General features: G+C 56.6%; 15 protein-coding genes and 1 other RNA gene. 13 read left to right on the top strand and 3 right to left on the bottom strand.

Annotation, left to right across the window (positions count from 1 at the left end):
• Positions 1-83 precede the first annotated feature (83 nt).
• Positions 84-1,496 carry a deoxyguanosinetriphosphate triphosphohydrolase gene (locus CMG77_RS14255; protein ID WP_353743505.1) on the bottom strand — a complete coding sequence of 471 codons (1,413 nt, stop codon included), beginning with the start codon at positions 1,494-1,496 and terminating at the stop codon, positions 84-86.
• Positions 1,497-1,769: 273 nt separating this feature from the next.
• Between CMG77_RS14255 and atzF the strand changes: the two genes are divergently transcribed.
• The 13 genes from atzF to CMG77_RS14320 all read left to right on the top strand — a co-directional run bounded on the left by atzF (position 1,770) and on the right by CMG77_RS14320 (position 18,401).
• Positions 1,770-3,545 (top strand): allophanate hydrolase, encoded by a 1,776-nt coding sequence (atzF, locus tag CMG77_RS14260; RefSeq protein WP_286904927.1) that lies wholly within the window; start codon positions 1,770-1,772, stop codon positions 3,543-3,545.
• A gap of 74 nt (positions 3,546-3,619) precedes the next feature.
• Positions 3,620-6,400 (top strand): urea carboxylase, encoded by a 2,781-nt coding sequence (gene uca / locus CMG77_RS14265; RefSeq protein WP_286904928.1) that lies wholly within the window; start codon positions 3,620-3,622, stop codon positions 6,398-6,400.
• Positions 6,339-7,259, top strand: coding sequence for a carboxyltransferase domain-containing protein (locus tag CMG77_RS14270; RefSeq protein ID WP_286904930.1), 921 nt, complete (start codon positions 6,339-6,341; stop codon positions 7,257-7,259). The genes uca and CMG77_RS14270 overlap by 62 nt, the downstream gene beginning before the upstream one ends.
• Before the next feature lie 217 nt (positions 7,260-7,476).
• Positions 7,477-8,178, top strand: a complete 702-nt coding sequence (locus CMG77_RS14275; RefSeq protein ID WP_286904932.1) for a GntR family transcriptional regulator — start codon at positions 7,477-7,479, stop codon at positions 8,176-8,178.
• Positions 8,179-8,330: 152 nt separating this feature from the next.
• Entirely contained in the window at positions 8,331-9,587 is a 1,257-nt protein-coding gene (gene urtA / locus CMG77_RS14280) for an urea ABC transporter substrate-binding protein (RefSeq protein ID WP_502691945.1), read from the top strand.
• Between the two features lie 533 nt (positions 9,588-10,120).
• Complete coding sequence (urtB, locus tag CMG77_RS14285) at positions 10,121-11,293, top strand: urea ABC transporter permease subunit UrtB (protein ID WP_502691947.1); 1,173 nt, start codon at positions 10,121-10,123, stop codon at positions 11,291-11,293.
• Between the two features lie 34 nt (positions 11,294-11,327).
• Positions 11,328-12,473, top strand: a complete 1,146-nt coding sequence (gene urtC / locus CMG77_RS14290) for an urea ABC transporter permease subunit UrtC (RefSeq protein WP_286904937.1) — start codon at positions 11,328-11,330, stop codon at positions 12,471-12,473.
• Entirely contained in the window at positions 12,470-13,294 is an 825-nt protein-coding gene (gene urtD, locus CMG77_RS14295; RefSeq protein WP_286904939.1) for an urea ABC transporter ATP-binding protein UrtD, read from the top strand. The genes urtC and urtD overlap by 4 nt, the downstream gene beginning before the upstream one ends.
• Positions 13,295-13,424: 130 nt before the next feature.
• Positions 13,425-14,120 carry an urea ABC transporter ATP-binding subunit UrtE gene (urtE, locus tag CMG77_RS14300; protein ID WP_286804958.1) on the top strand — a complete coding sequence of 232 codons (696 nt, stop codon included), beginning with the start codon at positions 13,425-13,427 and terminating at the stop codon, positions 14,118-14,120.
• Between the two features lie 143 nt (positions 14,121-14,263).
• Entirely contained in the window at positions 14,264-15,409 is a 1,146-nt protein-coding gene (locus tag CMG77_RS14305; RefSeq protein WP_286804959.1) for an OmpA family protein, read from the top strand.
• Positions 15,410-15,592: 183 nt separating this feature from the next.
• Positions 15,593-15,950, top strand: a transfer-messenger RNA (tmRNA) gene (gene ssrA, locus CMG77_RS14310).
• A gap of 185 nt (positions 15,951-16,135) precedes the next feature.
• Positions 16,136-17,377 (top strand): integrase domain-containing protein, encoded by a 1,242-nt coding sequence (locus CMG77_RS14315; RefSeq protein ID WP_286804961.1) that lies wholly within the window; start codon positions 16,136-16,138, stop codon positions 17,375-17,377.
• A 517-nt stretch (positions 17,378-17,894) separates the two neighbouring features.
• On the top strand, positions 17,895-18,401 hold the full coding sequence (locus CMG77_RS14320) for a putative molybdenum carrier protein (RefSeq protein ID WP_286804963.1): 507 nt from the start codon (positions 17,895-17,897) through the stop codon (positions 18,399-18,401).
• Between the two features lie 512 nt (positions 18,402-18,913).
• Here the strand turns inward: CMG77_RS14320 and CMG77_RS14325 are convergent.
• Positions 18,914-19,552 carry a hypothetical protein gene (locus tag CMG77_RS14325; protein ID WP_286804965.1) on the bottom strand — a complete coding sequence of 213 codons (639 nt, stop codon included), beginning with the start codon at positions 19,550-19,552 and terminating at the stop codon, positions 18,914-18,916.
• Positions 19,553-19,718: 166 nt separating this feature from the next.
• Positions 19,719-22,820 (bottom strand): type III restriction-modification system endonuclease, encoded by a 3,102-nt coding sequence (locus tag CMG77_RS14330; RefSeq protein WP_286804967.1) that lies wholly within the window; start codon positions 22,818-22,820, stop codon positions 19,719-19,721.
• Positions 22,821-22,884 lie beyond the last annotated feature (64 nt).

Consider the following 22,884-nt stretch of genomic DNA (forward strand, 5'->3'; position numbering starts at 1 on the left):
TCCGGCCCGCCGATAAAAAACAGCGGGCTGGCAATCAGTACGGGAANCAACAGCCAGTCGCGATGCTCCTTCAGGCGCTGCATTCAGTAGCGGACCTCGCCCATGCCATTGAATTGCTTGGCCAGGTTGGTGGCATAGTTGTCGGTCATGCCACTGATGTAGTCGATCACGGCCATCAGGGCCTGGTATTTATAACGCCCTTCCNGGGCGAACACCGAGGGGTGAAAGTTGTTGTCGCCCATCAGNGCCAGCACCCGATTGTCTTTGTAGGTGACCTGATCCGGATCACCCAGNAGGGCATCAACGGCCCCGCACAGGGTGCTCANCAGGGTGCCGATGGTGTTGTAGGCACCGATTTCCANCTCGACCCGTTTGGCGTGGTTGAAAATGCGCTGNTTGGCCAGATCCTTGGCGGCCTGCACGGCGGTACGGACATTGTCATCGCACAGCGAAATCAGATCNCCCTTCACNGTNCCGGNCAGAAAATCTGCACGATGCNCCATGAAGGCGTCGGTNCCGGAGTCAATCAGGGCTTCAATCACCTTGCCGCGCAAGATCGCCGGCTTGCGTCCGTCATCCACNTTATTGAGATTGCGTTCCAGTTCGGGAATCTGCACTGGAGGAATCACCCGGCGCAGAATGTCATAGATTTCCGGCCAACTGAGAATGCCCATCTCCAGNCCNTCCTCCAGGTCCANAATGCCGTAACAGAANTCGTCCGCNGCCTCCATCANGTACACCAAGGGGTGNCGGCAATACCAGTGCTCGCCGANCGGCAACAGACCGGTGCGCTGNGCGATTTCGTGAAAGTAGTCCAGTTCNGTCTGGAAGATNCCGTACTTGTTATTTTTGGGGCGTNGGTTCTGNACNCTGGGCGTCGCCGTCCAGGGGTATTTGATGGAAGCGCCCAGGGTCGCGTAGGTCAGGCGCATGCCTTCTTCGTATTGGTAGTACTCCAGCGTGGTCAGCACNCGCAGNCTCTGNGCNTTNCCNTCAAACAGNCGNACNTCNTCNCGCTCGGCTTCGGTCANCCCCTCCAGNTANACGCGCCCTTCTTTTTGNAACCAGTTNCGAATGGCCTCTTCGCCGGTGTGGCCGAACGGCGGGTTACCGATATCGTGGGCAAGACAACTCGANTGGACGATATCGCCGATGTCGGTGGGNAGNANNGGTNCCGGCAATTCNCCCCGGGCCTGCAGGGCATTGCCCACACGCATGCCCANCGTGCGCCCGACACANGCNACNTCNAGNCTGTGCGTCAGGCGATTGTGCACATGGTCATTGGCCGCCAGCGGATGCACCTGNGTTTTGCGAGCGAGCCGCCGAAACGCCCCGGAGAAAACGATTTTGTCGTGATCCGAATAAAAGGGTGAACGCCCTTCTTCGCTTTTGGCCGGGCGCTGCCCGAGCCGCTCGGCACACAACAGTTGCTCCCAATTCATTGCCATAGCAGGTCCTCTGTACCCTTGGCCCGATTCTTCCGCAATGTACCCCATGTGTCTGGCGCGGCACAAACCAAACCGNNNCGTGNCNNNAGCGNCGNNCGATGCACCAGCATNGCCCAGCCANCNNCNNNGCTGCCCAANCAGNGCGCACCCNANGCNCTTCCACCNNNGCANCACCCTCGGCTCCGGCNNCACCCNACCNTCANTAAGCCACTGATTCTAAAGCGNTTTAGNGGCCGNNCTAANNNCCNGTCAAACGCTGGCACAGTTTCTGCTGAATACCATCTTGCATACAAGATTGGCGATTAACGATGAGGANCCCCGATGACGTTACCCACCGGCTGGACGTTGAGCGAATGGCAGNACGCCTATGGCAAAGCGCAACTGGACCCCAAAACCACCCTTGGCGAGCTGCGCGATACNCTNTCGGCCGATGACCCCGNCTGGATTCATATTGTNTCGCAANCCGANCTGNANGCNCAGATCGCNACCCTGACCTCCCCCAGCGAACAGCCCCTGTTCGGCATACCCTTTGTGGTCAAAGACAANATCGANGTGGCNGGNTTACCCACCACGGCNGCCTGNCCNNCNTATTCNTACACCGCCNANCNGGACGCCACCACCGTGGCCCGNCTCAAAGCGGCGGGNGCCATTGTTCTGGCCAAAACCAACCTGGACCAGTTCGCCACCGGACTGGTGGGCACCCGTTCGCCCTACGGNNNCGTNCCCAACAGTTTCAATCCCGACTATGTGTCCGGCGGTTCCAGCTCGGGCTCGGCCGTGGCCGTCGCGCGNGGNCTGGTGCCNTTCAGNCTCGGCACCGANACCGCCGGCTCCGGGCGCGTACCCGCCGGGTTCAACAACATTGTCGGNCTGAAACCCACCAAGGGCCGATTCAGTATTCAGGGCGTGGTGCCCGCCTGTAAAAGCCTCGACTGCGTGTCGGTGTTTGCGTTGACGGTGGATGATGCCGATACGGTGGCCTCGGTACTGGAAGGNTTCGANCCCGCCGATGGTTATTCNCGCCAGCCGCCGCACNCGGCCCGCTACTGGTCAANCCNACCCCGCTTTGGNGTACCCGATCGACACGACTGGTTTGGNGATTCCGANGCCCAACGNGCCTGGGANGCCAGCCTGAAAACCCTGCAGGCGGACGGNGTGGANCTGGTGCCCATGGACTTCACCCCCATGCAGACGCTGGCGCAANTNCTCTANGGNGGCCCCTGGGTCGCCGAGCGCCATGCGGCCATCGCAGAATTCATGGCAGAGCACGCCNAGGANATGAACCCGGTNGTGCGCGGCATCATTGAACAGGCACAGAACTTCTCCGCCACCGATGCCTATCGGGCNGAGTACGCCCGGGCCGATCTGGCGCGNGCCATNCAGACCGCCATGGCCGAGGTCGANGCACTACTGGTGCCCACGGCACCGCGCCTGCCCACCATNGNNCAGGTCGAGGCCGACCCGGTCGGCGTGAACAGTCAGCTCGGNACCTGGACCAATTTTGTGAACCTGGCCNACTGCAGNGCGCTNGCCCTGCCCGCCGGTATTCGCGCCGACGGTTTNCCCTTTGGNNTCACCCTNNTTGCNCCCGCNTGGCAGGACCGGGCCCTCACGGATTTTGGTCGTCACTGGGAAGCCATTGCGCCCTGGAAGCGGGGCGCAACCGACCTGCAATNACCCGCTCCCANCGCNCCTTCAAAAGCNCCNCAGGATCACGTNCGCCTGGCCGTCGTCGGCGCGCACCTGAGCGGTATGCCGCTGAATCATCAGCTCACCGAGCGTCACGCCCGGTTGGTAGAACGCACCCATACCGCACCCACCTATCGACTGTACGCACTACCGGACACCATCCCGCCCAAACCGGGTCTGATCCGGGCCGATGAGGGCGCAAGCATCATTGTTGAGTTGTGGGATATCCCGGTCGACCAGTTCGGCAGTTTTGTGGCGCTGGTACCCGCACCTTTGGGCATCGGAACCCTGACGCTCGACGACGGACGCGAGGTCAAGGGATTCATCTGCGAAGGCGCCGCCGTGAAAGGCGCCCAGGACATTACCGAACTGGGCGGCTGGCGCGCGTTCATTGAGTCCCGAAGTTGAAGCCACATTGAACGCGCCATCCGAGCAACGCCCTATCCGCCCCGAACCCATACGCTGATACACGGAGAACACACATGTTTCACACCGTCCTGATCGCCAACCGCGGGGAAATCGCGGTTCGCATCGCCCGCACTCTGAAAACCATGGGCATCAAATCCGTCGCCGTCTACTCTGATGCCGACCGCAACAGTGCCCATGTGGATGCGGCCGATGTCGCCATCGCCCTGGGCGGTGAGAGTGCCGCCGACAGTTATCTCAAAGTGGACAAGATCCTGGCGGCCGCCAAAGAAACCGGTGCCCAGGCCATCATTCCGGGGTACGGCTTTCTGTCAGAGAACGCGGACTTCTGCGAACAGTGCGAAGCCGCCGGCATTGCCTTCTGTGGTCCCACGCCCCAGCAGATTCGCGAATTCGGTCTGAAACACACCTCCCGGGAAATTGCCGAAAAAGCCGGCGTGCCACTAACTCCCGGCACAGGCCTGCTCAACTCCCTGGACGAAGCGAAAAGCGCCGCCGAACGCATCGGTTATCCGATAATGCTCAAAAGCACCGCCGGTGGCGGTGGTATCGGCCTGACCCGCTGTGATAATGAGGCCGCACTCATTGAGGCGTTCGACAGTGTGAAACGCCAGGGCCAGAATTTCTTCAGTGACAGCGGCGTTTTCCTGGAACGCTTTGTCGACAACGCGCGTCATGTGGAAGTGCAGATTTTTGGTGACGGAAAAGGCAGTGTGCTCGCACTTGGAGAGCGGGACTGCTCACTGCAGCGTCGCAACCAGAAGGTGGTGGAAGAAACCCCCGCGCCGAGTCTGCCCGCCGCTACCCGGGAAAAACTGATGGCCGCTTCGGTGAGTCTGGGCAAGGCGGTGAATTACCGCTCGGCCGGCACCGTGGAATACATCTACGATCCGGTGCGGGANGATTTCTACTTCCTCGANGTGAACACCCGCCTGCAGGTGGAACACCCGATCACCGAAGCCTGTACCGGAGTGGATCTGGTCGAATGGATGATCCGCACCGCCGCGGGTGATGCCCCCGACCTGAACCAGGCAATCGACCCCAAAGGCGCGGCCATTGAAGTNCGCGTCTACGCCGAAGATGCAGTACGGGATTTTCAGCCCTCCCCCGGCACCCTCACCGACGTTCACTTTCCCGAGAACGCCCGTATCGACACCTGGGTATCCACCGGCACCGATGTGTCGCCCCACTATGACCCGATGATCGCCAAGATCATCGTCACCGGTAACGACCGGGCCGAGGCCATCGCCAACATGGTGGCAGCACTGGACGAAACCCGCATGGCCGGCATCGCCACCAACCTGGATTATCTGCGCCAGATCGTGGCGTCGGACTTCTTTGCCTCAGGCGATGTGGCCACCAACAAACTGGCCAGNTTCGAGTACCAGCCGCCGGTNGTGGAGGTCATGCAGCCAGGCACCTACACCAGCATTCAGGATTACCCCGGNCGGGTCGGCTACTGGGGCATCGGCGTGCCCCCTTCCGGNCCCATGGACGACTACGCNTTCCGNCTGGCCAATCGCATTGTGGGCAACCACGAGCACAGCGCCGGANTGGAGTTTACGATTGTCGGCCCCACCCTGCGCTTTCATACCGATACNGTNATCGCCCTGACCGGTGGCCGCACACCGGCGACGCTCGACGGCGAAGCCATNGAGTTCTGGCAGCCGGTCGGAGTAAAAGCCGGCCAGGTATTGGAAGTCGGCAAAGCCGTCAACGGCTGCCGGACTTACCTCGCGGTGCGCAACGGCTTTGATGTGCCCGAATATCTGGGCAGTCGCTCGACCTTCGCACTGGGTCAGTTTGGCGGCCACGCCGGGCGCGTTCTGCGCGCAACGGACATGTTACGGGTGAGCGACCCGGCGCTNCCCGCTTGCACCACGGCANCGCCCACCCATTCACCCCANCCCTGCCCCACCGCACTGATTCCNGAGTACGCCCAGGAATCCGACGAGGGTCCGCGCGAATGGCACATCGGCGTGCTTTATGGCCCCCACGGTGCCCCGGACTTTTTCAAGGAAGAGTCCATTGAGATGTTCTTCAACACCGCCTGGGAAGTGCACTACAACTCCAACCGCCTGGGCATCCGGCTCAATGGCCCCAAGCCGAGCTGGACCCGCAGTGACGGCGGAGAAGCGGGCTTGCACCCGTCCAACATTCACGACACGGAATACGCCGTCGGCTCCATCAACTTTACCGGCGATATGCCGGTCATTCTGACCAAAGACGGNCCNAGCCTGGGCGGGTTTGTCTGCCCGGTNACCATTGCCAANGCGGAGCTGTGGAAAGTCGGCCAGGTGAAGCCCGGNGANAANCTNCGCTTCAAACAGTTGAGCTTTGATGAGGCGCTNGCCATGGAAAAGGCTCAGGATAAAGCGATCACCGATCTGTCCGAGCCTGAACCGGTGGGTGATTTCACTATTCCTGTACCGGACCACTCGCTCTCTCCCTGCATTCTTGCCGCCCTACCGGCCGCCCAAGGGCGCCCCGAAGTGGTTTACCGTCAGGCAGGNGANAAATACATNCTGATGGANTACGGCCCNCTGGTCATGGACCTGCGNTTCCGGTTGCGGGTACACGCCATGATGGANGCCCTCAAGGAAAANCCCATTNAGGGCATTATTGAACTNTCNCCCGGNGTTCGCTCNTTACAGGTNAATTANGACAGCCGGGTTCTGCANCAGCGNGAGCTGGTNACACANCTNCTNNCNATCGAAGAGACAGCTGCCGCNCGTGGACCAGATGCGCGTNCCCAGTCGCATCATTNACCTGCCGATGGCNTTCGANGATTCGGCAACGCTCGAAGCNGTAGCCAAATATCGGCAATCGGTGCGTGATACCGCNCCCTGGCTGCCCAGCAACACCGAGTTCATGCGCCGGATCAACGGACTGGAATCCATCGATCAGGTGCGCGAGGTTCTGTTCAATGCCAGCTACCTGGTACTGGGGCTGGGAGACGTTTACCTTAGCGCCCCCTGCGCCGTGCCCATTGATCCCCGTCACCGACTGCTGACGTCCAAGTACAATCCGGCCCGCACTTACACCGCCGAAGGTACGGTCGGTATCGGCGGTGTCTACATGTGTATCTACGGTATGGACTCNCCCGGNGGCTATCAGCTCGTGGGTCGGACGCTACCTATCTGGAACAAGTTTCTGAAAAGCCCGGTATTTATCNATGGTGAGCCCTGGTTACTGCGTTTTTTTGATCAGGTGCGCTACTACCCGGTCACCGAAGCCGAACTCACCGAGCAGCGCGAAGCNTTTCGCGAAGGTCGNCTGAGCATCGACATAGAGGAGACCTGGTTCGATATTGCCGAGCATGAACGTTTTCTGGAAGAGAACGCTGAGAGCATCGCCGCGTTTCAGCAAAAACAGCAGGCTGCGTTTACAGAAGAGGTCGCGCTCTGGCAGGCCGATGAAGAAAAACAGGTGGAAGCCGCTCTGCAGGCCGGCCCCGCCATTGACCCCAACGATGTGGACGGTCATGCCGTGACCGCCGACATCAGCGGCAATATCTGGAAGCTCCTGGTGGAGCCGGGGCAATCGGTGGAGCCGGATCAGCCGTTGCTGATTGTGGAGGCCATGAAAATGGAGTTTTCCATCTATGCCGACCGTAAAGCCACCGTCAGTGCCGTGCACTGTGCCCCCGGAAAGCCGGTCAATGCGGGCGACATTCTGATGGTACTCGAAGACTGATCACCGTCAGCCTCGGGGCGAACATGAGGCAAATGACGTATTGCACGCATCATTTAAGTGCACACCCGGGAGCGCCTTAGAGCGCTCCTTTTTTTATTCTCCATAAAACCTGTTGTTTTCTCAGTCACTTACCGGATTTCACCACCAGATTTCGAGTTTGGCACAGTTCCTGCTGAATACCATCTTGCATACATGATCATATTCAAGGCGGACAGCAGTGAATCAAAAATCGGATCGCCCAAGTTTGACCGAGCGGGTCTACAGCGCCCTCAAGCAGGAAATTTTTGATTTCGTGCTGCTGCCCGGAGACCGCTTTACCGAAAGCGAAATCGCCCAACGCATGTCCGCCAGTCGAACCCCCGTGCGTGAAGCCCTGACGCTTCTGCAGAGAGAGGGTTTTGTCGATGTGATGTTTCGCGCGGGCTGGCAGGTCAAGCCGTTCGATTTTGAAAAGTTCGATCAGCTGTACGAGTTACGGATCGTGCTTGAACAGGCCGCAGTGCGAAAGCTCTGCGAGATGGAGGGNACCCCGGACCTGGACGCACTCAAGGAATTNTGGCTGGTGCCGGTCAGCGNCCGACTGGACGACGGGCCCACGGTGAGCCTGATGGATGAACGCTTTCACGTTCATCTGGTGGAGGCTTGCGGCAACGAAGAGATGGCCCGGGTCCANCACAACATTACCGAACGGCTGCGCATCATCCGGCGCATTGATTTCACCCAGCGGCCACGGATTGAGGCGACCTATCAGGAACACGCAAAGATTCTGCGCACCATCATCAAGCGCCGCTCGGACGAAGCCCAACGCCTGCTGAAAACGCATATTGAGGAAAGTCAGGCCGAAGTCAGAAAGATCACGCTGCACATGTTGCACGAAGCCCGTCAGGGGCACCAGTTACCGAAGACATCCAACCCCTGACCGACAACCCGATTTCAGGAGAACGTACGCCACTGTACCCACAACAGGATGTTTACCCAGCAATACACCGTAAAACCGACATCAATGGAGAATGACTCATGAAGCTAGCTCAACTACTCAAACCCATTGGCACCCTGGCGGTCGCCTGCAGTATGGCNCTGACGGGTCTCACGNCCCACGCCCAGGANGAAGACACCATNAAGGTGGGGGTTCTNCACTCCCTNTCCGGCACCATGGCCATTTCGGAAACCACNCTGAAAGACACCATGCTGATGCTNATCGAAGANCAGAACAAGAAGGGCGGCCTGCTTGGNAAGCAGCTGGAGNCGGTGGTTGTCGACCCAGCCTCCGACTGGCCACTGTTTGCGGAGAAAACCCGCGAGCTGATCACCCAGGAAGAAGTCGATGCCATTTTCGGCTGCTGGACATCGGTTTCCCGTAAATCGGTTCTTCCGGTGATTGAAGAGCTTAACGGTATTCTTTTCTACCCGGTGCAGTACGAGGGTGAAGAGTCTTCGCGCAATGTGTTCTACACTGGCGCGGCGCCCAACCAACAGGCNATTCCCGCCGTGAACTACCTGATGAATGAAGTNGGNATCAAACGCTGGGTACTGGCCGGNACCGACTATGTGTACCCCCGGACNACCAACAAGATTCTGGAAGCCTACCTGAAAGCCAATGGCGTTTCCGACGAAGACATCATGATCAACTACACCCCGTTCGGTCATTCCGATTGGCAGAACATTGTGTCGGACATCAAACGCTTCGGCAGCCAGGGCAAACCGACGGCTGTGGTATCCACCATCAACGGGGACGCCAACGTGCCGTTCTATCGCGAACTGGGTAACCAAGGGGTATCGGCGGAAGACATCCCGGTGGTCGCTTTCTCCGTGGGCGAAGAGGAGCTGTCCGGTATCGACACCAAGCCTCTGGTCGGCCACNTGGCCGCGTGGAACTATTTCATGAGCGTCGATACCGATCAGAACGAAGCGTTCATTGAAAAATGGCACGACTTTATCGGTAGTGAAGANCGCGTCACCAATGACCCGATGGAGGCGCATTACATCGGCTTCAANATGTGGGTGAAAGCGGTCGAGAAAGCGGGTACTACCGACACCGACGCNGTGATCGATGCCATGGTGGGTGTANAGGTACCCAACCTGACCGGCGGCATCAGTGAAATGCTGCCCAACCATCACATCGAAAAGCCGGTTCACATTGGTGAGATTCAGGATAACGGACAGTTCCTGACCNTATGGCAAACCGAAGACCTCGTGCCCGGTGATGCCTGGTCCGACTACCTCGAAGGAAGCAAGGACCTGATNGCCGACTGGACCGACCCGGTCAACTGCGGCAACTACAACACCAAAACCAAACAGTGCCTGGGCGCCGCGCCANCCGCGGAATAAACCAGAACGACAGGCCACAAGAAGCACCACCGCCCGGCGCAGCCCGGGCGGTGCACCCATTCTGGCAATAAGAGCACGCTGTTATGATTACCACTGGTCAACCAAGGACCCACGTTGGGCAACGGTTACTGCATTTTTTACTGCCACTGTTGCTGTGCATTGCAACGCCGGCGNNCGCTCAAGAGGAGAACGCCCTGGCCGAACAGACNCGAGCGGTCGCCCAGGCCAGTCTGATGCAACGGGACGACGCCATTGACGCCCTGGCGCAAGTCGCTCACCCGAGAGTTCCGATCGTACTGACGGCCCTGCTGGAAGGGAACCTGTACAGCGATGACGAAGACGAAAGCCGCATTCTGATTGAACGGCCCGATGGCAGCCTGGAGAACGCACTCACCGGAGCAAGCCTGGACGCCGCGATCNATACTAAACGCATNCCCGTCACAACGCGGATGCGCACCCAGATTCGCAACATACTCGCGCGCCTGAACCTCGATTCCGAAGATACCCAGANCCGCTACGAAGCNGTACANCGGATGATCAAAGAGGGCATCGACGAAAACAACATCGANCTATTGCAAGCTCGCAGCGANATCGAAGAGACGCGCCTGGTAAATGAAACCATTGAAACCGCCCTCTCTCTTTACGACCTCAAGAGCGACAACGAGCGAGTTCGCCTGTCCGCCATCCAATCGCTGCGTGGCTCACTGGTGGGCGAAGCCCGCAACGAACTGCGCCGTCTGCGCGATGACGACCCGGCNCCCGCCGTGCAGGAAGCCGCCGGAGAAGCACTGGCCTCTATCCAGACCAANCTCGAATTNTACCAATTCGTCGAAAGCATTTTCTTCGGCTTGAGCCTGGGCTCGGTCCTGTTACTCGCCGCCATTGGTCTGGCCATNACNTTCGGGGTNATGGGNGTGATCAATATGGCNCANGGCGAGCTGATGATGATCGGNGCCTACACNACNTGGGTNATTCAACAGCTNTTNCCGGGACAGATTGCCTGGAGNCTGGCCATGGCCGTNCCCGCGGCCTTNCTGGTCGCCGGNCTGGTGGGCATTGCCATTGANCGAGGNGTGATCCGCTTTCTNTACGGCCGCCCCCTGGAAACCCTGTTGGCCACCTTCGGTATCAGCCTGATTCTTCAACAAGCGGCTCGCACCATTTTTTCGCCGCTGAACCGTAGCGTGACCTTACCTGACTGGATGAGCGGNTCGATGGTCATCAACCCGGCGCTCTCGCTCACCTACAACCGCCTGTACATTCTCGCCTTTGGCCTGATCGTGTTCTTCATGCTTATGGCCATTCTCAAACGCACCTCGCTGGGCCTCAAAGTGCGNGCGGTATCCCAGAACCGCCCCATGGCGCGCGCGGTGGGAGTGCGNGCCAGTTGGGTCGACGCCATGACCTTCGGCCTCGGCTCGGGCGTGGCGGGCGTGGCCGGTGTCGCCCTGTCGCAGCTGACCAATGTCGGCCCCAACCTCGGCCAGGCCTACATCATNGATTCATTCATGGTGGTGGTGTTCGGTGGTGTNGGCAACCTCTGGGGCACNCTGGTGGGCGCCATGGGGCTGGGCGTACTCAACAAATTCATGGAGCCCTGGGCGGGCGCGGTNCTGGCCAAAGTGCTGGTANTGGTGATGCTGATTCTGTTCATTCAGAANCGCCCCAAAGGCCTGTTCCCTCAAAAAGGACGGGCAGCGGAATAACCCCTNCCCTNCTGAAAGGTTTCGAGAGACNCTTATGTTGACACAACGTTTACTACTCAGTGATCGGGGCGGCATGCTGGTATTGGGGCTGGTNGCNCTGATGGCGGTGATCGTTCCGGTCTGCAATATGCTGGTGCCGGAGAGTTCGCCCTTCCATGTTTCGACTTACCTGGTCACCCTGATCGGNAAGTTTCTGTGCTTTGCACTACTGGCCCTGTCGGTGGACCTGATCTGGGGTTACGCCGGCATCCTGTCNCTNGGNCACGGNGCCTTNTTNGCNCTGGGCGGCTANGCCATGGGCATGTACCTGATGCGNCAGATTGGTGATCGGGGCCAGTACGGCAATCCCGACCTGCCGGACTTCATGGTATTTCTGAACTGGGACAGCCTGCCCTGGTACTGGCTCGGTTTCGATATGTTCTGGTTCGCCGCGCTGATGGTACTGGTGGTGCCCGGCCTGCTGGCCCTGGTGTTTGGCTGGCTNGCGTTNCGTTCACGGGTGACCGGGGTCTACTTTGCGATCATCACNCAGGCGCTCACCTACGCNCTGATGNTGGCGTTCTTCCGCAACGANATGGGCTTTGGGGGTAACAACGGCCTGACNGACTTCAAGGACATCCTGGGATTTTCCATCACTGACAAAGGCACCCGCAACAGCCTGTTTATCGCCTCGGCCATTATGCTCATNCTCGGCTACCTGGCNTGCCGCTATATCGTCACCTCTCGCATGGGNCGGGTGATTGTTTCCATTCGCGACGCCGAAAGTCGAACCCGTTTNTGCGGGTATAAAGTGGAAGCCTACAAACTCTGGCTGTTTGTGTTTTCCGCCATGCTNGCCGGCATCGCGGGCGCCCTGTACGTGCCCCAGGTGGGCATCATCAATCCCGGTGAATTCTCACCCCTGAACTCCATCGAGCTGGTGGTCTGGGTGGCGACCGGCGGTCGCGGGACGCTTTACGGGGCCATTGTNGGTGCCTTCTCCGTGAACTACGCCAAAACCCTGTTTACCACCTGGTCACCGGAGAGCTGGCTGTTTGTGCTCGGNGCCCTGTTTGTGATTGTCACCTTGATTCTGCCCAAGGGCCTGGTGGGTCTGTTTGATCGCCTCAAGCGCAAAGGCAACAAGACCGATCCCCAGACCGGAGCCGACCAAACAACCGAACCCAAGGAGGCGCCATGAACCTGATCAAGCAAGCCCATCAATTCAGNCAGAGGGCGCTACCCAAACGGGATCCGAATTTTGGTAAACCCCTGGATACCAGTCACGGNCCGATTCTGTACGTTGAAGGCGTGACGGTCAGNTTTGACGGCTTCAAGGCGCTGAACAATCTGAACCTGTATGTGGACGATGGCGAGCTGCGTTGCATCATCGGCCCCAACGGCGCCGGAAAAACGACGATGATGGATGTGATTACCGGNAAAACCCGNCCCGATGAGGGCAGCGTGTANTTTGGACAACAGATTGANCTGNTGAACCTGTCNGANCATCANATTGCCCGGGGCGGCATCGGTCGGAAGTTTCANAAGCCGACCATTTTCGAAGCGTTGACGGTATACGAAAACCTGGAGCTCGCCACCGCCGCCGACAANCGNGTCTGGTTCACCTTGACCCGATCACTCTCGGCGGAGCAGACGGACCGGATTGATTCAGTGGTCCGCCAGATCGGTTTACTGTCAGAGGTTCAACGCCCCGCCGGTCTGCTCTCCCACGGTCAAAAACAATGGCTGGAAATCGGCATGCTGCTGATGCAGAGCCCCCGGGTGTTGCTGGTGGATGAGCCCGTCGCCGGATTGACCGGCGAGGAAACCGAACGCACCGCCGAGCTGCTGACCTCCCTCGCCGGCGATCACTCGGTGATCGTGGTGGAACACGACATGGCCTTTGTGCGCTCGATCGCCCGCCAGGTCACGGTATTGCACCAGGGCTCGGTATTGGCCGAAGGCACCATGGATCAGGTGCAGAACAACCCAAAAGTCATCGAAGTGTATTTGGGTGAATAGTGTGGGTAACGGCGGATACCGCCACTAGGTAGCGTAGGGCGGATCGGTCCGACGATTCGGAGCCCAGCGCATCCGCCGTAAATACCCCCTAAAACAACCAACGACCTGGACTGTAACAACGGAGACCCCCGTGCTAACCATCGAAAACGTCAACCAATATTACGGCCAAAGCCACATCCTCTGGGACCTGTCCCTGGAAGTCCGTGAAGGCACCTGCGGCTGCCTGCTCGGGCGCAACGGCGTGGGCAAAACCACACTGCTCAAATGCATCACCGGTTTGCTGCCCATTGCCGAAGGAAGTATCCGGCTCAACGGCAAAGACATCAGTAAACTCTCCACCGAAGCCCGCGCCCGGGCCGGCATCGGCTACGTACCCCAGGGCCGGGAAATATTTCCGCAGCTGACCGTTGAGGAAAACCTCAAAATCTCTCTCGGCGCGCGGGGCGACGGTCAGACCAAAGTCCCCGATCACATCTACGAGTTGTTCCCGGTACTGCTCGACATGCGCCACCGCCGAGGGGGCGACCTGTCCGGCGGCCAGCAACAGCAACTGGCCATCGGACGGGCCCTGGTGCTGGACCCGAAAGTTCTGCTGCTGGACGAGCCCACCGAGGGCATTCAGCCAAACATCGTGCGCGATATCGGCAACGTGATTGGCAAACTCAATCGGGAAATGGGGCTCACCGTTTTGCTGGTTGAACAGAAACTGCCGTTCGCCCGCAAGGTGGCCGATGACTTTTTTATCATGGAAAAAGGCCACACTCAGGCCTCTGGCGCGATTGCCGCTCTGGACGACCATCTGGTACAGAAGTATTTGAGTGTATAACCATGCCTCGGGCCGTCATCAACCGACCCTGAGAAAGGGGGTGACTTGAATCACATTGTTTCACCCCCATACACGGACTGTTGCTCAAGCCTGCTACACTTAGCAGGTATCAATTGCCACGGAATCACTCAGGAGAGACATTAATGGCACTTAAATTTGGAACCCCGCTTACAGCACTGGCCCTCGCGGCCACACCCCTTTCCCACGCCGACGACCACGACCTGCACCACCCCACCTTTGAACTCCATGGTGGCCTGGGGCGCACGGTATTTGACACCCCGCTGGAAGACACCGGTCACTATCAGCTTGGCCTGGGAATGAACCTCGGCGAACGCTGGGGCCTGGAATTGATGGCCTCGCAATTCGACACCGAGCAGAGTGAAACCGGTGTGGATATCGACGGCGAACAGTATCGCCTCGACGCGCTTTATCACCTGGCCGATCGCAATCAGCGCGCTCGTCCCTATTTCGCCTTCGGCGTTGGCGACCAGGAGCTGTCCGGCCCCACCCTGGCCCGGGCCCAGAACGACACCCTGATCAATGCCGGTGTCGGGGTCAAATACCAACTGTCCAAACGCTGGTTGTGGCGCACCGATATGCGCCTGTTCAACAACCTGGATGCCGAACACACTGACTTCGCCATCAGCACCGGCCTGAGCTTCCTGTTCGGTTACGACGACCGCCCCGCACGGTCAACCGCGCCCGAACCCGCTCCAACCACACCACAGGATAGCGACAACGACGGGGTGGTCGATAACCGGGACCAGTGCCCCGATACGCCCGAAGGAGCCCGCGTCGATGCCCGAGGCTGCGCCCTGGACAGCGACCGCGACGGCGTGCCGGACCACCGGGACAACTGCCCCAATACCGCCCGCCAATACCGGGTGGACGATCAGGGCTGTCCGGTTGAGCTGACCGAGTCGGTCTCCATCGAAATGCAGGTGCAGTTTGAGACCAACAGCGCCGAGGTTCGGGAGCAGTTCATGCCCGAAGTGCAGCAGGTCGCCGACTTTATGCGCCAGTTCGACCAGACCCGGGTCACCGTCGAGGGCCACACCGACAGCAGCGGCGCCGCCGCCTACAACCAGCAACTGTCCCAGCGCCGCGCCGACGCGGTCCGTGACGTGCTGATTGAGCGCTTTGGCTTGCCCGCAGACCGGGTAGAGGCGGTTGGTTATGGGGAGGAGCGCCCCATCGCCGATAACGACACCGCCAGCGGCCGCGAGCAGAACCGCCGCGTCGTTGCGGAGATCAGCGCCGATGTGACCCGCACCGAAACCAGAGACTGATTCAGGAAAGAAGGCGACAGCGGCCGTCTTGGGGGTAATGCGACCTTGCGTTACCCCTCACACGGCCCTACAATGCTCCCAATTCTGGAACTTCCGGCTTTTCCGGTAGTCTCATGAATCGCAGGGTTCGAGTTCGGCCAGCTTGACTGGCACTCTGCCCGACGCGACCAAATTCCCCTTTAAGGGGCCGATTTGGATTCGACGCCGGTGACGAAACTCAAGGTGCATGTCGTGATGGCAGCCAATCACGTTAATCCAAAGCTGCAACTTAATAGTTGCCAACGACGACAACTACGCTCTAGCAGCCTAAGAACCTGCTAGCGGTCAATAGCAAGGTGCCAGTACCGCGTTATTGACTGTCAAATAGAACTGGATCGCGGTGAAGTTCGCCTGTGGCGGATCCGTTAAAACCTAAACAGGATCGCGTCTTACGTCCTGCCCGTTGGGCTGTAAGAGGCTAAATCAATAAACGGAAACTAAGCATGTAGAGCCAAGAGCGGAGTATCGGCGGACGGGGGTTCAACTCCCCCCGGCTCCACCATCACCACATCTAAAGACGTCCTAGGACGTCTTTTTTTGTGCCTAAAATCAAGCAGTTACGTGGTTTTCCAGTCTATTAACGTCCGATAAGATCCAGTAACAACCGACACTGCGGGTATTCCAAGTGGTATTCCATGGCACCCAATGCTATATTTTGGAATACCAAATGGCAGTCTGGAATACCCAATGAGCACCTACACCACCACCCTGAAGGCCAAGCAGGTCGCCGCCGCCAAGCCTCGAGACAAAGACTACGTCCTGTCCGATGGGGGTGGCCTTCAACTCCGCGTGCGCGCCAATGGCTCACGTCTGTGGAACTTCAATTACCGTCACCCCATCTCCAAGAAACGAGTCAACATCGGGCTGGGTAGTTACCCCGAGATCAGCCTCGCTCAAGCTCGCGAAAAAACCAAAGAGAGCCGCGCGCTCGTTGCCCGGGGCATCGACCCCAAAGCGCACCGAGACAAAGAAGCACTACAAAGGAAGCTGGAGACGAGCAACACCTTGCGCAAGGTCGCCGAAGAGTGGATTGAGCTGAAAAAGTCCCGTGTGACCGCTGACCATGCAGCCGACTCCTGGAAGTCACTGGAGATCCATATTTTCCCCAAGCTGGCGCACACACCGATTACCGACGTTAGCGCTCCACAGGTGATTGATGTCCTACGCCCTATTGAAGCCAAAGGCAGCCTCGAAACCGTCAAGCGCCTATGTCAGCGGCTAAACGAAATCATGACTCACGCCACAAATAGTGGGTACTTACCAACCAACCCGCTCAGCGGCATAAGGGAGGCTTTCTTAAAACCCAAGAAGAAGAATATGCCCACCATCAAGCCGGAGGAATTGCCGGAGCTGGTACAAACCATCGCCAACGCCAGCATCAAGCGAGTCACTCGCCTGCTGATCGAATGGCAGCTGCACACCATGACACGCCCCTCAGAAGCGGCTGGCGCTCGCTGGGAAGAAATCGACTTCGCGAAGCAGTTATGGACAATACCAGCCGAGCGGATGAAAAAACGGAAAGAGCACATAGTGCCACTGACAGAGCAAAGCCTGGCGCTACTGGAAGCATTAAAACCGATTAGTGGGCACCGGGAGCACCTATTTCCATCTGATCGCAACCCACGAACCCACACCAATAGCCAAACCGCCAATATGGCGCTTAAGCGGATGGGTTATGGGGGTAAGCTTGTCAGCCACGGCTTGAGGGCATTGGCCAGCACAGTACTGAATGAAATGCGGCAGGACCCGGAGCTCATTGAGGTATGCCTGGCTCACGTTGACAGCAGCGTGCGGGGGGATTACAACCGGGCAGACTATCTGGAGGCTCGAAGGAAGCTCATGACGGTTTGGAGCAGCCAGATCGAAAAGGCGTCGATAGGCTCACTGTCCGCCTGTCAAAGCCCCCCTCTAAAGGTGGTGAATGGATGATAGTTGAACAGAAATCGCAATGGCTCCTAAAGGCCAGAGCTGGGGCCGAATAAAGCACGCGGCTCTCGTTGGCCTGTGAGTCCCGCAGCTCATACGCACTCGATTAAATGCGCTTTACTGGGTCCAAGCGCCAAGGCCGGACTTGAAATATATTCATAAGGCTTTGATATAAAAAGACTTTAATTGGTTCAAATAATGCTGATACCGTCGTCCCATTTGGGTAATTATTGAACCGAAATGGGTATTGAATCCGCCCTTCAAGCCATAACTGAAGCAGTTGAAAGCCCTTACTTCATGGCGAAAGTCTGGCCCTGTCGAGCTAAGTAGATAGTAGCGCGCACCCAGAGTCAGCACAATGGGCCACTATATCGGCAGACCTCTCAGCCACCGAGCACTCCTTTATGGAACGGTTGCGGTCATTCTCTGAGTACCCCCTATCTTGGCGGTGTATCATTTCCCCAGTGATGAATACTGAAAGATTTTTATATTATATATATGTTAATCTGGACACGGTGATATGCTTTCAAAAATTGTAAGTGGTGGACAAACCGGAGCGGATAGAGCGGCTCTGGATGCAGGTATTGAAGCCGGTTTCCCTATAGGTGGGAACTGTCCCGCCGGGCGTTTAGCTGAGGATGGCTCAATAAGTAACAAGTACAAGCTGACCGAAATTGAGGGTGGCTACCGGCAACGTAACAAAAAAAATGTGACGGACTCTGACGGAACCGCAATTTTCTACAGCTCATACCCGACTGGCGGCACTGAAGCATCAGTTCTCTTCTGCATCAAGCAAAAGAAACCTTACAAGCTAATTGATATTCAATTGATTGATCCCAGAAGGTCGGCAGAAGTCCTGAGCAGATTTATTGAAAACTTTGGGATCAGTACACTGAACGTAGCAGGACCCAGAGCAAGTAGCTGCCCAGAAATCTACGACCACGTAAAGCAATCGATAACCCTTGTCTTACGTGAAAGCCATAAGCCAAAGGGTACAACTGATCCCACAAGGCCTGGTGGAGCTTAGTTGACAAATGTGCCCGCAACAATCATTGCCCGCATTATGATAGTTTTTGGCTATCATTATTGCTTGGCGTTTTCCAAGCAGCCTACACTAACTCTTAGCTCAGGTAATTGAAGCTCTACCGCTTACGAAAACAGCCGGGAAAAGACGTCTCCAAAATTTCTGCAACTCCTTCTTTTCATTCTTAGAAAATCGAATTCCTCTGGAAAATATTAGACTATTGTGAAGTTTTTGATAATCAGACACTATAGCCTCGTGGCTGAGAACATTGCGTATTCTAATAGGGAGATCGTCACGCCACACCTTTTCTGCCTCCTTCATTTTAGACAGTCTTACGGCTCCAGAGAACTCAATTTTCTTCTTAAGAAAAATTTTTTTCACGTCTAAAATCTTACGTCAAACGCTCGACCTTGCACTTCATTAACTTCACACGGACTCACCTTAGAGCTCTAAGCTCTTCAAGCGCTCGAAACAGTCTGAAAATACAAGCTTCCAATCAAGCTAAAAGCAGTTATTCAAAGCTTCATCGTATTAGCTAATCGCTCCCAGTCGATCTCCTTGGAGTAGAGCAAAATATCAACCTCATGCCAGCTCAGACGCAAATATAGCTTCTCGACAAACTCCATAGTATCTCGGCTATAAAGCTCTTCCTGCAATTCAAGCTTTCTCCTTTTCAGCTGCCACTTTTGTCGATACTCCAGCGACATGGGATCGATGCCTTTGTGACGATCACGAACGTCAGAAATTGAATCGTAAACGAAGTCATAGTCCTCCGGAAAAAGGTGGGCATGAATGCTTCTAATTTTTTCTGAACGACACTTCAGAATTCTTTCAATTTCTTCTGCGCGAAATGCATACAAAATGGCTTCTATAGTGCCTGGGTCGCCATCGAAAGAGCCAAATGAAACACAAAGTTCATCGACTACGGCCTGGCCGATCCTAGCATGCTCTCCACCAGATTCACTCACTGCAGATCTAGCTATGAGATCGTACTCGTCCTCCATGCCCTCGTTGTGGCCACAACAAGTGTTCCCAGGATCCAGGTCATGTAGCACTTTAGAGACCTCACCGTAGGTCACCGGGCAGTCCAAATAAGGATGAGAATGCTTTTCCATGATAGCTTTCTGTTGCGCCTTTCTCTTACTTCGACCCATCGATTCTCCTCCACTTTACAAACGTTTTCTGATCGGATATCTAAGCCATTAAATACAATATAGAAGCCCCTCGTAAGGATACACACCCAGCCCGCCGAAGATTGCCGGATCCCGGACGCCGCATCAATAGTTGGCAGCTAGTTCCTACCCAGGCTTATTCTCTTGATCACACGCTAGTAGCCCGCCCAACAACGTCCATCAGCTTTGAGTAATCCGTAACGACATCGTATTTCACGCGATCTTCACTGATCCTTTGATTTATCTCGTCGAAGAACTTCCGGGCGCACTCGATCTTCGTTTTCTCGATCTCACGCAGCTTCATAGACGACATGGAGCCTTTGGTTTCGGCTATAAAGTAGATATGCCTGACACTTCCGGCGCTAAAGGATATCGCCCAATCGGGGTTATAGTCACCGACAGGCGTCGGGATCAGGAAGCCGCGCGGCAACTTGGCATACACGACGACTTCATGGCTCGTATCCAGCTCCTCTACAAACTTACTCTCCACATCGGAGTCCGTTATCGCATAATCGTAGACGTGGTTCTTGAGTTTCGCCGTAGCACGGGAGAAATCTTGGCCAGTCTGGTTGGCGGTGAAAATGTCGGCGTCGTAGCACTCACCCACCTCGTTGTATGCAAGGCGCTCAATCACCATGGTTGCTTTCTGTTCAGTAATAAGACGAGTAGCCTCCGCGATGAAGTGTTCAGGGTTCTTTTGGAACTGCGCGAAAACCGCCGCCTGTGCTTGACTAAGTATTGCCGCCGTGGTCTCTCTGGTCAAATGAGCGTTTTCAGCAATTTTTCCTACGAGATCGTACTTTACCAATGAATGAATAGAATCTCCGTACTCATTCTTGGTCTCCTGAACTGAAAATCCATCACCGCCACGAAGCTGCTCATCGGTTAAAGCATCCTGCTGAACACCCGCTTGGACGGTGTACTGCAAAGGGGTCACCCGCAACTCTTTGTCTAAAGTACCAACGCACTTTTTAACTAGCTCCTCCGAATCAAAATCAACCCGATATACAGCCTTGCGATTGATACGCTCCCACAGAGCCCGGAACTCCTTCTTCTCGAAGTTCGCGTTCAGGGGGTTGGTCTTGGGTTTACGTCCGTCATCCACCTTCGGTAGTTGAGCGTCGCTGAAGACACTGTCGATCAGTTGGAAAACCTGATAGGCATGAGGCTTCAGGTCTTCTGGCAGCTCTGCGAGCGTTCCGGAGTCCTTGGCATCATGGTATGCGTCGGCGATCTGGTCGGCATCGTCAGTGTAATCGTTCTTTATTAGGTAACGATAAATCTGTTTCGCCATGGCAGCGGTGACTTCGACCACCCCTTGATCTGTCGTGATCGTCTTTCCGGTGAAGTAGGCCTCTGTCGCCTGGCGTGGGCGCGACGACAAGGTCTCCGAAATCTCTTTCTGCAAACCCACCACGAAGTCTTTGTAGCTCTCACTCGCGACCACCGTAAGCACGTTGATATCGTGTACCACGGCCGGGTGATCCATGCGGTCACCATGCTGGTCGACGCTCAGGCGTAACCCACGCCCCACTTCCTGGCGGCGAGAAATGGTGTTGTCGCTGTGCTTCAGCATGCACATAACAAATACGTTCGGGTTGTCCCAGCCTTCGCGAAGTGCGGAGTGGGAGAAGATGAACCGCGTCGGTTCTTCAAAGGCCAGCAGGCGTTCCTTGTCCTTTAGAATCAGGTCGTAAGCGTCTACGTCATCGGAATCAACGGATCTCGCACCGACGGCTGGGTCCTTCATCCGCTTGGTCCTTTTGTCGATCGAGAAATAACCATTGTGGGTTCGACCGGGTTCAATATCTGCCAAATACTTCCGGTACTGCTCGTTATCGATAGCAAGCTCAGAAAGGTACTCGTTTTTCAGCAGATCGTACTCCTCCTCGAAAACCCGCGCGTATTCGCCTTTCTCATCAGGTGCGTCGTAGTCGCGATATTTTGCCACCTCGTCTATAAAGAACAGTGACAGCACCTTGATGCCCTGCGCAAAGAGCTGCTTTTCTTTGTCCAGGTGTGCCTTGATCGTCTCACGAATCTGTATACGACGGACGTCACGCTCCGTGACATCACCATTCGCCTCGCCGGCCTTCAGTATTTCCCCGTTGGTAAACTCCACTGTGTCGTTTCGTTCATCGATCTGGCTGATTGTAAAGCCTTGGTATTGGTCCAGCTCGCCAGAGATCGTAAACAAATCGTCGCGAAATGCCATCCGCCGAAGCTGTCGTTTGATCTCGCCCGACTTCAGCTTCACCTCCAACTCAATCCGAGCCACCGGGGCATGCTTCGAGATGTCGATACCTTCGAGATACAGGTAGGCACTGGTTCCAGCGAGCCCACGGGTTTGAATGCCGCGAACCGCGATTTTTTTCACCAGCTTTTGGTTATAAGCGTCGAGCGCGTCCAACCGGTGTACCCGGTTGTGTTGGGTACGGTGGGTAGCCGAGTAACGCAGGATAAACAGCGGCTTGAACTTCGGTAGGGCCTCCATGGTGGCCGCACCCTGCATCTTCTGTGGCTCGTCCAGAATCAAAATCGGCCGGTTCGACGCAATTACATCGATTGGCTTGCGCGACTGAAAGTCGTCTAATTCATCATAAATACGACGATTGTCCTTGCCCCGCGCGTTGAACGCCTGGATGTTCATGATCATCACATTGATTCCGGCATCCGAAGAGAAGCTCTCGACTTCATGCAGGCGCTTGGAATTGTAGATAAAAAACCGCGCCTTCTTGCCGTAGGTTTCAGTGAAGTGCTCGGCGGTCACTTCGAAGGACTTGTACACCCCTTCGCGGATGGCGATAGAAGGCACGACGATAATGAACTTTGACCAGCCATAGCGTTTGTTCATCTCGAAGATAGACTTAATATAGCAATAAGTTTTACCCGTGCCCGTCTCCATCTCCACATCAAGGTGAACGCGGGTCGCAGCCAGGGCGTCCTTCTTGTAAGCTGCGGGGGCGGGCACACGCTCACCCTTAGCATTAAAGGTCGTAAAGTCCGTCAATGACTGCGAGCCAGGTAGGTTCTGCCTACGCTGGACCTTCTGAATATTGTCCAGGATCTGCGCTTCGGTCAGCGCCAAGTCGGCGTTCTTGAAACCCTCCTCAAAGGCGCTGGCTTGCGCCTTGCGTCCGGGATCGATGCGATAATTCAGGCCCGAAGTCATGGGCTGTCCGGCGAAGCACTCCACCACATCGTTGACGGCGTTGGTCTGATATGACTGGACCTTGAACTTGAGTTTCATGGCATCCTCTTTCTGCATTCTTTCTGCATTTTGTTAGCTTCGACCACTTTGCAGAAAGGCATAA

Source organism: Marinimicrobium sp., from assembly GCF_002695945.1.
Classification (GTDB): Bacteria; Pseudomonadota; Gammaproteobacteria; order Pseudomonadales; family Cellvibrionaceae; genus Marinimicrobium; species Marinimicrobium koreense.